Annotated in this window: 17 protein-coding genes; 15 read left to right on the plus strand and 2 right to left on the minus strand. The window is 43.2% G+C overall.

All coding sequences use genetic code 11. From position 1 onward, the window contains the following. Positions 1-126: 126 nt before the first annotated feature. The 8 genes from V6984_RS11290 to V6984_RS11325 all read left to right on the plus strand — a co-directional run bounded on the left by V6984_RS11290 (position 127) and on the right by V6984_RS11325 (position 9,446). Positions 127-996 (plus strand): tetratricopeptide repeat protein, encoded by an 870-nt coding sequence (locus V6984_RS11290; RefSeq protein ID WP_342759886.1) that lies wholly within the window; start codon positions 127-129, stop codon positions 994-996. Next, entirely contained in the window at positions 993-1,973 is a 981-nt protein-coding gene (locus V6984_RS11295; protein ID WP_342759888.1) for a DUF4037 domain-containing protein, read from the plus strand. Before V6984_RS11290 ends, V6984_RS11295 begins: the two co-directional genes overlap by 4 nt. 78 nt (positions 1,974-2,051) lie before the next feature. Beyond that, positions 2,052-2,660, plus strand: a complete 609-nt coding sequence (gene ruvA, locus V6984_RS11300) for a Holliday junction branch migration protein RuvA (RefSeq protein ID WP_342759889.1) — start codon at positions 2,052-2,054, stop codon at positions 2,658-2,660. A 76-nt stretch (positions 2,661-2,736) separates the two neighbouring features. Next, entirely contained in the window at positions 2,737-3,735 is a 999-nt protein-coding gene (gene ruvB / locus V6984_RS11305; protein WP_342759890.1) for a Holliday junction branch migration DNA helicase RuvB, read from the plus strand. Between the two features lie 69 nt (positions 3,736-3,804). Beyond that, entirely contained in the window at positions 3,805-4,212 is a 408-nt protein-coding gene (gene zapA, locus V6984_RS11310) for a cell division protein ZapA (RefSeq protein ID WP_342759891.1), read from the plus strand. Positions 4,213-4,378: 166 nt separating this feature from the next. After that, positions 4,379-6,586, plus strand: a complete 2,208-nt coding sequence (locus V6984_RS11315) for a U32 family peptidase (protein WP_342759892.1) — start codon at positions 4,379-4,381, stop codon at positions 6,584-6,586. Positions 6,587-6,616: 30 nt separating this feature from the next. Then, the gene (locus V6984_RS11320; protein WP_342759893.1) at positions 6,617-8,023 is read left to right on the plus strand and encodes an FtsW/RodA/SpoVE family cell cycle protein; all 1,407 of its coding nucleotides are present in this window, start codon (positions 6,617-6,619) and stop codon (positions 8,021-8,023) included. Continuing rightward, positions 8,004-9,446, plus strand: coding sequence for a peptidoglycan D,D-transpeptidase FtsI family protein (locus tag V6984_RS11325; RefSeq protein WP_342759894.1), 1,443 nt, complete (start codon positions 8,004-8,006; stop codon positions 9,444-9,446). The genes V6984_RS11320 and V6984_RS11325 overlap by 20 nt, the downstream gene beginning before the upstream one ends. Before the next feature lie 59 nt (positions 9,447-9,505). Here the strand turns inward: V6984_RS11325 and V6984_RS11330 are convergent, their stop codons facing one another. Next, entirely contained in the window at positions 9,506-10,561 is a 1,056-nt protein-coding gene (locus V6984_RS11330; protein WP_342759895.1) for an HD-GYP domain-containing protein, read from the minus strand. A gap of 327 nt (positions 10,562-10,888) precedes the next feature. On the opposite strand from V6984_RS11330, the gene V6984_RS11335 reads away from it, so the two are divergent. The 5 genes from V6984_RS11335 (at position 10,889) to V6984_RS11355 (ending at position 13,485) form a co-directional block, all read left to right on the plus strand. Beyond that, positions 10,889-11,191, plus strand: coding sequence for a hypothetical protein (locus V6984_RS11335; RefSeq protein WP_342759896.1), 303 nt, complete (start codon positions 10,889-10,891; stop codon positions 11,189-11,191). Positions 11,192-11,212: 21 nt separating this feature from the next. Continuing rightward, complete coding sequence (locus V6984_RS11340) at positions 11,213-12,256, plus strand: DUF2953 domain-containing protein (protein WP_342759898.1); 1,044 nt, start codon at positions 11,213-11,215, stop codon at positions 12,254-12,256. Beyond that, positions 12,257-12,655 (plus strand): GerW family sporulation protein, encoded by a 399-nt coding sequence (locus V6984_RS11345; protein ID WP_342759899.1) that lies wholly within the window; start codon positions 12,257-12,259, stop codon positions 12,653-12,655. A 61-nt stretch (positions 12,656-12,716) separates the two neighbouring features. Continuing rightward, positions 12,717-12,857 carry a hypothetical protein gene (locus V6984_RS11350; RefSeq protein ID WP_342759900.1) on the plus strand — a complete coding sequence of 47 codons (141 nt, stop codon included), beginning with the start codon at positions 12,717-12,719 and terminating at the stop codon, positions 12,855-12,857. A gap of 58 nt (positions 12,858-12,915) precedes the next feature. Beyond that, the gene (locus tag V6984_RS11355; protein WP_342759901.1) at positions 12,916-13,485 is read left to right on the plus strand and encodes a hypothetical protein; all 570 of its coding nucleotides are present in this window, start codon (positions 12,916-12,918) and stop codon (positions 13,483-13,485) included. Positions 13,486-13,588: 103 nt separating this feature from the next. On the opposite strand, the gene rpmB is transcribed toward V6984_RS11355, so the two are convergent. Beyond that, complete coding sequence (gene rpmB / locus V6984_RS11360; RefSeq protein WP_342759902.1) at positions 13,589-13,774, minus strand: 50S ribosomal protein L28; 186 nt, start codon at positions 13,772-13,774, stop codon at positions 13,589-13,591. Positions 13,775-13,952: 178 nt separating this feature from the next. Between rpmB and V6984_RS11365 the strand changes: the two genes are divergently transcribed. Further along, positions 13,953-14,312, plus strand: a complete 360-nt coding sequence (locus V6984_RS11365) for an Asp23/Gls24 family envelope stress response protein (protein ID WP_342759903.1) — start codon at positions 13,953-13,955, stop codon at positions 14,310-14,312. A gap of 37 nt (positions 14,313-14,349) precedes the next feature. Then, the gene (locus tag V6984_RS11370; protein WP_342759988.1) at positions 14,350-15,987 is read left to right on the plus strand and encodes a DAK2 domain-containing protein; all 1,638 of its coding nucleotides are present in this window, start codon (positions 14,350-14,352) and stop codon (positions 15,985-15,987) included. Positions 15,988-16,015: the final 28 nt, after the last annotated feature.

Consider the following 16,015-nt stretch of genomic DNA (forward strand, 5'->3'; position numbering starts at 1 on the left):
ATTATACTACAAATAGGAGAAATCAACAAGGATGAGTTGAACTTCCGGCTTCTTCCCATATCCCCCAAAGTATGTTAAAATATCGATTGTAAATAGATCATGCATGAAAAAGGAGTAAAATCATAAATGAATACCGAACAATTTTGGGGACATCTGGACAACCTGTTTCAAAGAAACGAAATAGATAAAGTAGAGCCCTATCTGCTGGGGGAACTGGAAAAAGCCAAGGAAGCAGAAGATTATCCCGCATATATCGTAATCGGCAATGAGATGATCGGCTTTTACCGCAGCGTCTCTCAATTCAAAAAAGCCTTCGATATCGCGGAGGACGTCCTTTTACTTTTAGAAGAATTACAGCTGGAAAACAGCGAACACTTCGCCACAACACTTCTGAATGCGGCGACGGCTTATCGTGCGGCTGGCGAGTTAGGACCGGCATATAAATATTACTTGCAGGTGCTTCAGATATACGAGGGACTGCTTCCAAAAGACGATTACCGGTTCGCCGGACTTTACAACAATATGAGCATTTTGTTAGAGCAGATGAATGAGAACGAAAAAGCGGCGGAGCTTTCTAAGAAGGCGCTCTCTATCGTATGTGTTTTGGAAAACAGCGAAGCGGAACAGGCGACGACTTTAACGAATCTCGCACTTTTGTATTTCAAGATGAATAAGCCGGGAGAGGCTTCAAAAGCTTTGGAAGAAGCGCTGGGACTATTCGAAGCTACCGGAGGGGAGCAGACGGATGCCCATTACAGTGCGGCTCTTGCAGGAGTGGGGGAAGCATATTTCCGTATAGGAGATTATGAGAATTCCCTGCTCTCCTATGAGAAGGCTCTGTCTGAGGTAAAAAAGCATTTTGGGGAGAATCAAAGCTATGGCATACTATGCGAGAATTGCGCTGCAGTGTGCGAATGCTTGAAGGACAAGGAAAAAGCTGAATATTATAGAAAGAATGTGGAAGAAATTTATAGCAGAATTGGATTGCAGCAATGAAAGGTTTAGAGTTATCGGAAAAATATTACCTTGTACATGGTAAAAAAATGTTAGAAGAAAAATTTCCCGAGGTCGCAAAACGGGCAGCCATTGGATTGGTGGGACAAGGTTCAGAATGCCTCGGCTTCGATGACGAGATTTCCATGGATCACGATTACGGCCCATCCTTTTGCATATGGCTGACCAAAGAAGATTATGAGGAATATGGCGGGAAAGTAGCTCGGGAATATGAAAGGCTTCCGGCGGATTTCGGCGGCGTGCAAGGAAGAATAGTGAGCGCTCACGGCAAAGGCAGAGTGGGGGTACACTCCATTCCTGATTTTTATTATGGGCTTATTGGTTGTGAAGATACTCCCGAAAGCAATATGGAATGGCTGCGGATACCGGAGTCTGGGCTTTGCAGTGCGGTAAACGGTAAGGTGTTTATGGATCCCTTGGGGGAATTCAGCCGGATACGAAATGAACTGCTGGCATTTTATCCGGAGGATGTAAGACTCAAGAAAATAGCTGCAAGAGCGGCTGTTATGGCTCAGGCCGGACAATATAACTATGCAAGGGCCATGAAAAGGGGAGAGCATGTGGCAGCACAGCTTTCTCTGGACGAATTTACAAAAAGTACGATTTCTATGGTATATCTTCTGAATAAGAAATATACGCCTTTTTATAAATGGATGCACCGCGGGATGAAGGAACTTCCCATATTATCCGAAATCGGTGATATACTAAATCTCCTCGTCATGACGGAAGAACAGGCAGAAGCCTGGGGAAATACAAGGGCACAGGACTACTTATATGCGCTGAATACGAAGGATCAAAGAATCATTATCGTGGAAGCCATATGTAATCTGGTGCTTCAGGAACTTATCTCACAGGGACTTACAGTAGGTGAGGACAATTTTTTGGAAAATCATACGATGTACATTATGGAGAAAATAAAGGATCCGCATATCCGCGCCCTGCAGATTATGGAAGGATAATGTTGCAAACATATGTTCGTCGTGATATACTTGATTTCATAAATATGAAATAAGAAACAAAAAACAGGAGAAGCGGATATGATAGCATATTTAAAGGGTGAAATCGCAGATATTACAGAGGATAATCTTATTTTGGAAGCGAACAGCATCGGATATAATATTAAAATATCCTCAGGCACGGCAGGGATGCTGCCGGGAATCGGAGAGGAAGTGAAGATATATACCTATACCTGTGTGAGAGAGGATGCTTTTCTTCTGTACGGCTTTCTTACAAAGGATGATCTGGATATATTTAAGAAGCTGATTACGGTAAACGGAATCGGCCCTAAGGGCGGCCTTGCAATCTTGTCTGTAATGAGTGCGGACAGCCTGCGGTTTGCTATCATCTCAGGGGATGTGAAGGAAATTTCCAAAGCTCCCGGAATTGGAAAGAAGACAGCCGAGAGGGTTATTCTCGACCTTCGGGATAAGGTTTCTATAGAAGATACCTTTGTGAATAAAAGCATGGGCGACGATCTTGGCGATGTATCGTCCGGCGATGCAAACATTAAAAACGAAGCGATTGAAGCGCTTACTGCATTGGGTTACTCTGCCTCCGAGGCGTTGAAGGCTGTAAAGCAGGTTACAGTTATGGAGGATATGGATACCGAGGATATCTTGAAGCAGGCGCTTAAGAAGATGTATTGAAGCAGGAGTCACCGGGCATTCGTGCCGGAGAAATTACCGTTTAGGCTCTTACTTTGAAAGGAAAATGGTTATATAAATGGCAAGAAGAATGATAGAAACAAACCTGACGGAAGAAGACATTAAGATCGAAGGCTCTCTCAGACCCCAGTGCCTTGCAGATTATATCGGACAGACAAAGGTGAAAGAAAATCTGAAGGTATATATAGACGCAGCCAAGCTTAGAAACGATTCCCTGGATCACGTATTGTTCTATGGGCCTCCTGGTCTTGGAAAGACTACCCTGGCCGGCATCATAGCATCGGAGATGGGCGTGAATATGAAGGTTACCAGCGGTCCTGCCATCGAGAAGCCAGGAGAAATGGCTGCAATTCTAAATAATTTACAGCCGGGTGATTTATTGTTTGTGGATGAGATCCACCGTCTGAACAGACAGGTGGAGGAAGTTCTCTACCCTGCGATGGAAGATTACGCCATAGATATTATAATAGGAAAGGGCGCCGCGGCACGGTCTATCCGTTTGGAGCTTCCAAAGTTCACTCTGGTGGGAGCGACTACAAGAGCGGGACTATTGACAGCTCCCCTGAGAGACCGTTTCGGCGTAATTCACCGGTTGGAATTCTACTCCGTGGATGAACTTAAGGTTATTATCCTGCATTCCGCCCGGGTTTTGAAGGTGGCGATCGAAGAACAGGGAGCGGAGGAGCTGGCGAGGAGGAGCAGGGGAACGCCGCGGCTGGCTAACCGGATGCTTAAGCGGGTAAGAGATTATGCACAGATAAAGTACGACGGAATCATCACGGAAGAAGTGGCTAAGACAGCTTTGGATCTTATGGACGTGGACAGAATGGGACTGGATTATATAGACAGGAACATATTGATTACTATAATCGATAAGTTCAAGGGGGGGCCGGTGGGACTGGACACACTGGCGGCATCCATCGGTGAGGATGCGGGCACCCTGGAGGATGTATATGAGCCTTACCTTTTGAAAAACGGGTTTTTAAACCGTACACCGAAAGGAAGAACAGCTACAGATTTGGCATATCATCATTTAGGACTTGAAATTCCCTCTTAATATCTATATAATAAATATTGTGTAAATTATGAATGTATTAGGGCATATTTTGTGTTAAGGGGTGAGGGAATGTCGGCGAAGACAGATACGGAAGTTATCATTGGCGGTAAAGTATTCACTTTGAGCGGTTACGAAAGCGAAGAGTATCTACAGAGAGTCGCGTCTTATATTAACAATAAGATGACGGAGTACGGCAAAGTCGACAGCTTTAGAAGGCAGCCTCTGGACACCCAGAACGTCCTGCTGCAGCTTAACATTGCCGACGATTATTTTAAGGCAAAGAAACAGATAAGCCTTTTAGAAGAAGATATCCAGAGCAAAGAAAAGGAATTGTACGATTTGAAACATGAGTTGATTACTTCCCAGATTAAGCTGGAAAATACGGAGAAAAGTGTAAAAAGTCTACAGACGGAGATAAATGAAAACGCGAAGAAAATGATTCGCATGGAAATGGAACTGAAGGATGCGAAAAAGTAATATAAAGGAATTATAGAAAGTGGGCTGTCTTAGGAAAAGGCAGCTTTTTCTAATCGAAGGTAAGAGGTTGAAAGAATAATATTCTTTCAACCGGAGATTTGTGCTTAAGGTGTGCAGGCACACCCGCACTAAGTCTCCAGGCTTTGAAGGGAGCATTGTTATAAAGATGAAAAAAGTAGAACTTCTTGCACCTGCGGGAAATTATGAATGCTTTCTGGGTGCAGTGCATGCCGGGGCAGATGCCGTTTATCTGGGTGGAAACAAATTTGGAGCACGGGCATATGCGGACAACTTTTCGGAAGAAGAAATTATAAACGCTGTAAAGCATGCTCACATATATGGAAGAAAAATATATTTAACGCTGAATACTCTTGTAAAGGAAAGCGAATTTGCGGAGATTTACGATTATTTGCAGCCCTTCTACCAAGCGGGGCTGGACGGTGTCATCATTCAGGATATGGGAGTGTTTTGCGCAGTCGGAAAATGGTTTCCCGGATTGGAGCGCCATATCAGTACACAGATGACCGTGACGGGCTCTTATGGAGCGGCGTATGTAAAAGGCTTAGGAGCTACGCGCATCGTACCGGCCAGAGAGCTTTCTCTTGCGGAAATCAGAAATATAAAAAGTGAAGTGGATATTGAAATAGAGGCCTTCGTTCATGGCGCTGTCTGCTATTGTTATTCCGGGCAATGCTTGTTCAGCAGCATCATCGGAGGCAGAAGCGGCAACAGAGGAAGGTGTGCACAGCCGTGCCGTCTTCCTTATTCGGTGGAAGGCAAGAAGGAAAACTATCCCCTCAGCCTAAAGGATATGTGTACAATAGAACTGATTCCCGAGCTGATCGAAGCCGGAATTGATTCCTTTAAAATCGAAGGAAGGATGAAAAGCCCCGAGTATGTTTCGGGGGTGACCGCTCTTTACCGGAAGTATATAGATAAATATTATGATGACGGGGGCGCAGGATATCTCGTTAAAAAAGAGGACATGGAGGAGCTTCGCTCCTTGTATATCCGAAGCGAAATAAGTGAAGGATATTATCATAAGCATAATGGCAGCGATATGATAACGCTGGATAATCCAAGCTACGGCGGACGGGACGAGATCCTGTCCCAAAGAATCAGAGAGGAATATCTGCAAGGTGACCATCGTTTGGCTGTGACGGGAAAAACGAGACTATATAAAAACAGTCCGGCCTATTTTGCCCTTGTTTATAAAAATATAACAGCTGCCGTATATGGAAATATTGTGGAAGAAGCCTTGAAGCAGCCAATGAATGAGGAAAGCATTCGCAAACAGCTTTCAAAAAGCGGAAATACGGCATTTAATTTAGATAGTATTGAAATTGATATGGAATCCGATATTTTCATTCCCGTAAAGGCACTGAACGATCTGCGCCGCATAGCGTGTGATGCTCTGGCGGAAAAAATAATCGCGAACAATGGCCTGGCCTATCCGGGGCGCAAAGAAACAGCAGGGGCGAGTTCAAATACAGGAAAGCCGGCAACCATCAGCCCGATAAATAAAATAACGCTGCATGCATCCATACAGACCGAGGAACAGCTTGGCATAGCGCTAAAAAGCAATATTTCAAGAATCTATATTTCCTCTGATTTGTTGGAAACATCCGGTGCCATAGAGACCACCTTAAGAAATAATAAAAAGGATATAAATTTTTACCTTGCAATGCCCCATATCATAAGAGATTATGATAAAATATTTTTGGACAAAATGAAGGCGCTGCTGGAGGGCGAGTTGTTTTCCGGAGTATTGATCCGCAACCAGGAAGAACTGCAATGGCTCAAGAAATTTTCCTATAGTAAGGACATTGTCACTGATTCCAATCTCTATATTTGGAACAAGGAAGCCTATGAGGCTTATAAGGATGAGTGTGTGGAAAGGTATCTTCCCCACGAGCTTAATTTCAAGGAAATTGCCAGACTGATGGAAGCTGTGGGCAGCAATGCTCTGTCTCAAATCGCCTACGGAAGAATACCAATGATGGTAACTGCCAACTGCATTTCCAAGACCATGGGATTTTGCAGGAAAACGAAGGAAAACAAGGAAGCAGAAAGTATAAGCGGAACCCCCTTTTTGACGGATCGGTACCGAAAAAGGTTCCCGGTATATTTGAATTGCAGACATTGCTATAATATTATTTATAATTCGGTTCCTTTGTCGCTGCATCAGAGCCTTTATAAAATGATGAAGCTGGGGGTCTCAACATTTCGTCTGGATTTTACTATGGAAAAGGGGAAGGATGTACAGGATATCATATCCTTCTATGAGAACAGGATAAAAAATACCGGGAAAGACGAAGCAAAGCCTCCATTCGCAGAATATACAAACGCGCATTTAAATAGGGGAGTAGAATAAATTTACGCTTAAAAAGTGTACGGGTGAATTATGGAATTATATATTACGGAACTATCGAAATATGTTATAACCTTATTTATGGTATTGTATGCCTGCGAATGTTTCGCGGTATTCAGATACCGGGACGAAGAGGATAGAAGCGGTATTTACACAAGGCAGAATATTTTAATGCTTTTGATACATTTTTCTTGTTTTATGGTGATTTGTTTTGAAACGGGAGAGATGAGCTATCTGTTTTTTTATGCGTTCCAGCAAATTGTTCTGTTCGCAACAGTGGTGCTCTTCCATGTAATATATCCGCGGGCAAATCGATTGATTGTAAACAATATGTGTATGCTTTTGAGCATCGGCTTTGTAGTCCTTACGAGGATTTCTTATGAAAAAGCCGTGAAACAATTCGTCATCGTGGCATTTTCCATCGCCATAACCATGGTGATTCCTTTTTTTGTACACAGACTTAAATTTTTAAAGAGTCTGACATGGGTTTATGCACTGGTGGGAGCCGGGGCTTTGGCAATAGTGCTCATTCTGGGAACGGCGACCTATGGTTCGAAGATATCTTATTCCATTGGAGGAGTGACCTTTCAGCCCTCGGAATTCGTCAAAATAATCTTCGTATTTTTTGTGGCCAGCGCACTGTATCAATCCACTTCGTTTTTCGAAGTTTTCACTACGGCTGTGGTAGCGGGAATACATGTGGTCATATTGGTCATTTCCAAAGACCTTGGCAGCGCTTTGATCTTTTTTATCGTATATATTTTTATGGTGTTTATAGCCACGAAGAATCCCCTATATCTGATTGCCGGAGCAGCGGGAGGATCCGGTGCGGCAATCATCGCCTATAGGGTGTTTGCTCATGTTCAGGTAAGGGTTCAGGCATGGAGTGACCCGTGGAGTCAAATTGACTCGGCAGGATATCAGATTACCCAGTCGCTGTTTGCCATAAGCAGCGGAGGATGGTTTGGCTTGGGCCTTTTTCAGGGGACGCCGGAATCCATTCCGTTCGTAGAGGCGGACTTTATATTTTCAGCGATTGCGGAAGAGCTTGGAATCATATTTTCCATGTGCATGATTCTCGTATGTATCAGCTGCTTCATCATGTTCATGAATATCTCCATGAAGCTGAACGATCGCTTTTATCAGCTCATAGCCTTTGGTTTAGGAGTAACCTATATATTTCAGGTATTCCTCACCATTGGCGGCGGCAGCAAATTCATTCCTCTTACCGGAGTGACCTTACCGCTCATCAGCTACGGGGGAAGCTCCGTCCTTACGACACTCATCATGTTCGCCATTATCGAAGGGCTTTGTATGATTCGCAAGGACGAGGAAAAAGAAATGCTTCGGGCAGAAAAAAGGAAGTTGAAGAAGCTGAAAAATCAGAAACAAAGAGAAATAACTTACATTGAGGATTTTGATGAGAGCGATGAAGAATAAGGCAGATAATAACAGAAAAAAAATAAATATTCAGATTGCGATAGTGACCTTTTTATTTGTGGGTGCTTTTGTGGGAATGATGGGATACATCTGCTTTTACTCCATAACTAATAAACAGGAGCTGATTAACAACAGCTATAACAGCAGGCAGAAAATGCTCATAGCAAAAAACATCAGGGGGACCATATATTCCAAGGATGGCGATGTGTTGGCAGAGACGGCAACAGACAGTGACGGGGAAGAGACGAGACAGTACCCTTATGCGAATCTGTTTTCCCACGCGGTGGGCTATTCCACCAACGGCAGAGCCGGTGTGGAAGCCTTAGGCAATTATTATTTGATCAATTCCAATGCCCCTTTGTCGGACAAGGTGGCCTACGATGTATCAGGCGAAAAATATCCGGGAGACGATATATATACCACGCTGGATGTAAACCTTCAGGAGGTGGCATATAATGCGCTCGGAGTATACAGAGGCGCAATCATTGTGACTCAGCCCTCCACGGGAAAGATTCTTGCCATGGTTTCCAAGCCTGATTTCGATCCGAATCAAATAGATGCCATTTGGGACGATTTGGTGGTGGATGAGGATAACAGCATTCTGCTTAACCGCACGACACAAGGTTTGTATCCGCCCGGCTCAACCTTTAAGATCGTTACGGCGCTGGAATATATAAGAGAGAATCCCGATTCCTATAAAAACTATACATTTAATTGTACCGGAAGCTTCTCAGACGGGACCGACAGAATCAATTGTTACCATGGACAAAGCCATGGAAACGAAGACTTTGCATTGTCTTTCGCAAAATCATGCAACTCCTCCTTCGCCAATATAGGGCTTAAATTAGATAAGAGCCAATTCGACGATACGTTAGAGAATTTGATGTTTAACGATGAACTTCCTCTGAAGATGAATTACAGCAAAAGCAGAATAACGGTAAATGAAGACTCCACTAACGCAGACATGATGCAGACCGCAATCGGTCAGGGAACCACCGGCATGACGCCTATTCATCTAAATATGATTACCAGTGCCATTGCAGATGGTGGTATAGTGATGCAGCCCTATATGATCGATCGAGTGGAGAACAGTGCAAAAACGGTAATCAAACAGTTTGCACCGTCTTCCTATCGCAGACTGATGACTGAAGAAGAATCTGATATTCTGACCGGATTGATGACTGGAGTAGTGGAGGAAGGAACTGCCAGCAGGCTAAAGGGCTTGTCCTACACCGCGGCGGGGAAGACCGGCTCCGCAGAATATAACAATGTAAAAGAAGATTCTCATGCGTGGTTTACTGGCTTCGCACCGGTGGAAGAGCCGGAGATCTGTGTAACTATCATTATAGAAGGAGCAGGTTCCGGCGGCGATTATGCGGTTCCTATAGCAAAGAGAATATTCGACGCATATTTTGGCGCCTGAGAGTCGCTTTGTAACCGGACATAACTTGTTACGGTTTCGTCTGTGTACGGAGCCGTAGCCTAATAAATAGCTTCTATCTGTAACTGTGGTTCCGTCGATAAATCGATGAGTCCTTCCGGCGAGCGGAGAAGCGGTCTGGATAAACACCTTTGGTTGATTAAGACGACCTCCGCCACGCGACCGTCGCTCAGACGTACGTCATTCCCCACCTGATATGCAGCGATATGAGACAGAATCGGGCGCAATATAGCTTCTTCATAGATGATGAATCCCGCCTTTTCGAAACCGGCGATGATTTGGAACGGATGGTAGGACTGGCGGTACATTCTGGAAGAAGTCATAGCTTCATAGGTATCGATAATCGCTATGTATTTTGCAAAACGGTCTATTTTATCACATCTGAGTCCGGAGGGATAGCCGGAACCGTCACAGCGCTCGTGGTGCATGAGTGTAGCATTGATGATATGAGGATTCAAATCGAGATCCTTGAGCAAATCGAAACCCGCCAGGGTGTGCGTCTTTATTTGAGCGAACTCGAGGTCTGTAAGCTTTTCCGACTTCCATATCAATTCATCGGGAAGCTTTAATTTACCAATATCATAGAAAAATCCGCATTTAATCAGGATATCAGTATCCTCCTGCGAAAGATTGAGCCATTTCGCGAATACACCGGCAATTAAAGCGGAATTCAGGCAATGAGCGTGAGTCATGTTGTCTTCGCTGGGAAGCTGATGATAAAGGTAGTCCAATAAAAGTTCGCCGCTTTGAGCATAAGGGATAATTGCACGATAAATGTCCATGAGGTGGTCGATTTGAAAGGGAATGCCCTTTGTAACGAAGTCTACCATAAGTTCTTTGTAATAAAGAAGGTATTCGCTGTAAACGGCATCGAATTTCTTGAAACCTTCGCTCAATCGCACCTTTTCAAAACGTGTAGTTGCGTAGTCGATAGCTTCTTTCACGACGACGCTCATCACGCAGTGGCGGACGATCTTCTTGATATGGTTGTCCTCAATAATCGTACCGGCAGGCACAAGAAGCTCATTTTTGTAATTAAAAACATCTTCACCGATTTCCATTCCGGATTTTAGGGCAATGCTGGCAATATTAATCATAAGCGGATCCCTCCTGTTGGTGGGTAACATGTTTTCTTGTAATGTTACTGTTCACTCCGTTCACAGCAACACATGATGTTCTGCAATGCAAACTTTTTGCATTTGAATTCGCTTCGCGAAGCAGAAATCATCTCCTGAATCACGTCCTTACGCAGCTTAACACTTGCTGTTAAGCTGCTGTATGAACAGTAACCTTGTAATTTCAGTATAATTTATGGCTAAAGAATGTCAATGTTTTTTTGAGTGAAGTATGCTATAATATTACTATTCAGGCGGCCGCTGAATAGTAACGATGGTATGCAAAAAAGAGGACGGATAGGTGTATGAATGAAATTTTATAAAAATCTCTATGTAGGTGATACTATAAAAAATCCGAATAAAGTGAAGTGGAAGCTGCGCCTTGGTTCCGTACAGCCGACGATATATGTGATTGTCCTTTCGAAAGGAAGAGACCAGTTGGAGATATATCACAGCGGTTTTTTGCGTCAGAAATATTACGGAAAGCATCCTCCTTATATTATAGGCATCAGTAGCGGCTATGAGGAAGCCGTGGACATTGTGGTAAAAATTGTTCAAGAGGCGCTGCAGGCCAGCGGAAGCCCTGATATTAAAAAGTTCTTATTTCCTTAGAAACGTGATTGCGAGGTATATATGCTGCATATCGTATTACTGATACTGAAAATAATAGGAGTGACTCTGGCAATCCTCTTGGGCGTCTTGCTTCTAATGATCTGTCTGGCGTTGTTTGTTCCGGTCAGATATCGTATTCAAGCAGACGGAAAGCTGGGAGAGGACGAGCCTCTTCGTGTGAGGATCAAAGTAACGTGGCTTTTTCACATCCTAAACGCTCTTATGACCTACTCAAAGGCGGTGAGAGTTAGGATACGGATATTCTTTTTCACTCTTTTCGATTCCTCCAGACCGAAGAAAGAGAAGAAAGAAAAAATTGAAAAGAAGCCTAAAGCAAAGAAAGAAAAGCAGAAAGTGCAGGCAGAGCAGGCAGAACCCCAAGCGGTTACGGAAGAACTGCCGCCCGGTCCTTCAGCGGAGAAGAAAGAGCCGGAGGAAGCTGCTGGAAATAATACGATCGGAAATGATTCTGTGATAAAAGATACCGTATTCGAAGATAAGGATAAAACAGATGCCAGCATCGGGGACAATGTAGAATGCGGAGAAGAGAGCGGGCTCTTAAAAAAACTGAGAGCATTTTATTTTAAGGTAATAGCTTTTTTTCGAAAATTAATAGATTTCTTTCAGAAATTTTTGGAAATAATAAGAAATATTGAGTACACAATAGCAGCTATGTGTGATAAAATAAAAAAGATTATTGAGAACATAGGATATTATACGGAGCTTTTGCAGGGAGAAGTTTTTAAGGAAGCCTTTGGAATTTCGAAAAAACAACTTTTTCGTATTATCAGAAACGTCCGGCCGAGGAAGTGTGACGTCCACCTGACGGTAGGCACCGGTGATCCGGCAAGTACGGGACAGATACTCGCTATTTACGGAATGTTATATCCCTTCATCGGGAATAATGTTATTGTACAGGCGGATTTTGAAAATATGATACTAGAAGGCAGCTTGGATATAAGGGGCAGGGTTACCGCTTTCACGCTTCTTATCGCAGCCTTTCGGCTGTATCGGGATAAGAATATCAGGCAATTGCTGAATTTATTAAAAAGGGAGGACTCTTAAATGGCAGATAATAATTTTTCCGGAGTAATAGAATCTTTGATGAAGGGCATTGATTCCGTGCTTTCGACGAAGACAGTAGTGGGAGAGGCAACGCAGGTTGGAGATACTATCATCCTTCCCCTTGTAGACGTCACCTTCGGTGTAGGGGCAGGAGCCAGCTCCAAGGATAATAAAAACGGAGGAGCAGGAGGCTTTACCGGTAAGATGACGCCCAGCGCGGTATTAGTTATCAAGAATGGTACCACCAAACTGGTCAATATAAAGAATCAGGATACGGTTACGAAGATTCTTGACATGATACCCGATATCGTAGATAAGTTCACTTCTTCTTCCGATAAGGAAGAGATGATTGCAGACGATACTGCGGTAGATATTGCGTTTCCCGAGGGAACGGAGTAATGGTATCTATTATGGGGAAATTGCATAAGATATATTAAAAGGCATAAGCGGAGATGGTTGCATGAAAAAGATGATTGGTTTTATCGCTTTTTGGATTGCGGTAGGCATGTTACTTATGCTTTTTTTTACCAGCAGGTTTCTCGGTTTGATTATTTGCGCACTGCTTTTGTTAGTTGGTTATAATTTTTATTATTGCGACTAACAGGAAAAGGTGTAGTTATTAGTATGGCTTTATAAAGCGGCAGGATGAGGGTAGCAGGATGAGTTTGCAGGAGGAAAGGGAGTCTTTCTTCGATTTGGAGGAGATACTGAAAAATGGTTCCGGCGATGAACTTAACGAATTAAAAGTCTGGCTTTTCAAAGAACATGTGCGAATGGAGAATTTAAAAAGGGAAATATCAGATCTTCAGGATAGGTTCGAGGGAGAGAAGAAGCAGTTTCAAGATGAGATGCGCACGCTCAGCCATTCCATGGAAATAGATCAAAAACGGTTGCAGCAGGAAAACGCTTTTTTCGATCAGAAGATGAAGATTCTTCAAAGAGGGTTCGAACAGCTGGAAGAGGATCGGCATAAATTCCAAAAGGAGAAGGACAAGTTTGAAGCGAAGAAGGAAGTGTATGAGGACGGGCCGTCATTTTTTGGGCGCTCAGATTTGGCTGGAATGCTCTTTAAGGGTGTGAACAGCCGTCTCGCATTAAAAAAGAGGTACAAGGACTTGATCAAGATGTTTCATCCTGATAATGTGGCAGGAGACCACGAAATGGTACAGATTATTAATCGGGAATACGAAGAGCTGCGAAGGGCGTATGATGTAGGAAAGCAAGCATAGAATATAATAAGAGTTGTGCAGTGGACGGTATTCCTATTACACTAAAAAAACAGCCGATCAGGCTGTTTTTTCGATACGTTTTCATTAAGATAATCCGATAAATTTAAGCTCTTTCAACTCTTCCGGACTTTAAGCAGCTCGTACAAACATGTAATTTTTTGGCTGCACCATTCACTTTGCATTTTACATTCTTCACATTAGAATTCCAGATTCTGTTAGTTTTTCTATTAGAATGGCTTACATTATTACCAAAATGAGCGCCTTTACTGCAGATATCACATTTAGCCATCGTCTTGCACCTCCTCGAATTTATACTCACAACATTTGTATAATATCAGAAAATAATAGGGAATGCAAGCCCAAATTTTCAATGTCCTAATTTTTTTATTATTAGTAGTTTCTTTTTTGATAAAGAGCGGTTATAATACAATATATATGTCTATGATTAAAGAATAAGGAGGTATGTTATGAAAGCTTCTTCTATGGATACCCATATGGGAAATATTTCTATTGATAATGAAGTAATTGCACAGTACGCCGGTTCGGTGGCCATGGAATGCTTCGGCATAGTCGGAATGGCCAGTGTTAATATGAAAGATGGTCTTGTAAAACTTTTAAAAATGGATAGTATGACGAGAGGCATTAAAGTAGCGCTCGATAATAACAAGCTGATACTCGATTTTCACGTAATCGTCTCTTATGGGGTGAGCATCTTAGCTGTTTCTGATAATCTGCTCAGTAACGTGAAATACAAAGTGGAAGAATTTACAGGTATTGAAATTGAGAAAATCAACATCTTTGTAGAAGGTGTAAGAGTGATTGATTAAGGAGGATTTTGTTGTGGCTAATACAATCAACGCTAAGATGCTTTCTAAGATGTTCTTGGCTGGTGCAAAAAATTTGGAGGCAAAAAAGGAATGGATCAATGAATTGAACGTATTCCCGGTGCCGGATGGCGATACGGGTACGAACATGACATTGACCATTATGTCTGCGGCAAAAGAAGTTTCACTTATGGAAAATCCTGATATGTCTTCGCTTTGCAAGGCGATTTCTTCAGGCTCCCTGAGAGGAGCGAGAGGTAATTCCGGAGTTATTCTTTCACAGTTGTTTCGTGGATTTACAAAGGTTGTAAGGGAATACGATGAGCTGGATGCAGCTATCCTTGCCGATGCCTTTGATAAGGCGGTGGAGACCGCGTATAAAGCAGTTATGAAGCCCAAAGAGGGTACGATTCTTACCGTTGCCAAGGGAGGCGCGCAGAAAGCGAGAGAGCTTGTGGATAACGGCGAAGAGGATTTGGAGATTTATTTCGGCGAAATAATCCGTTATGCGGATGAGGTCCTTGACAAGACCCCGGATATGCTTCCGGTATTAAAGCAGGCAGGAGTTGTTGACTCTGGTGGTCAGGGTCTTATGCAAGTGTTAAAGGGAGCTTATGACGCTTTCCTCGGTAAAGAATTAGACCTTACGATACCGGACGCTAAGCCGGCTGCTTCCTATGTAGTGACGACGAATATGGAGGCCCAGGTTCAGGCCGAAATTAAGTTTGGTTACTGTACGGAATTCATTATTATGCTCAGCAGGAATTTTAACATCAAGCAGGAGATGGACTTTAAGGAATATTTAGAATCCATCGGAGATTCCATTGTAGTAGTTGCGGATGACGATGTGGTAAAGGTGCATGTACATACCAATGATCCGGGACTTGCGATTCAAAAGGCTTTGAAGTATGGCGCTCTGTCCAATTTGAAAATAGACAATATGAGATTGGAGCATCAGGAGAAGCTGTTCCAGATGTCTGAAAAGAATCAGGAACTCTCATCTTCCGATATGCCAAGAAAAGAAGTCGGATTTATTGCGGTTTCCGTAGGCGAAGGAATTAACGAGATTTTTACCGGATTAGGAGTGGATTATATCATCGAAGGGGGGCAGACGATGAACCCCAGCACCGAGGATATGCTTAATGCAATCGATAAAGTGAATGCAGATACTATTTTCATCCTGCCCAATAATAAAAACATCATTTTGGCTGCAGAGCAGGCAACACATATGGCGGAGGGCAAAAACATCGTGGTAATTCCCACCAAGACCGTACCTCAGGGAATTACGGCTGTAATCAATTATGTGCCTGATCTTTCCATCGAAGAGAATACGGAGACGATGAACGAAGAGATTAAAGCGGTCAGTACCGGTCAGGTAACTTATGCGGTTCGCGATACGGTTATCGACGATAAGGAAATCAAAGCCGGTGATTACATGGGAATTGGAGACGGCGGTATTTTATCCAATGGCACCGATATGATAGAAATCACCTTCCGGATGATAGAGGATATGATGGAGGACGACAAGGAGCTCATCAGCATCTATTATGGAAAAGAGATTTCTGAAGAGACTGCGGAAGCGTTGAAGGCGAGGGTAGAAGCCCGTTATCCGAAATGTGATATAGAACTGCAGTACGGCGGACAGCCCATTTACTACTATATTGTTTCGGCAGAATAATTGAGAACAACGGTAAAGGACGGATGCG

Source organism: Kineothrix sp. IPX-CK, assembly GCF_039134705.1.
Taxonomy (GTDB): Bacteria; Bacillota; Clostridia; order Lachnospirales; family Lachnospiraceae; genus Kineothrix; species Kineothrix sedimenti.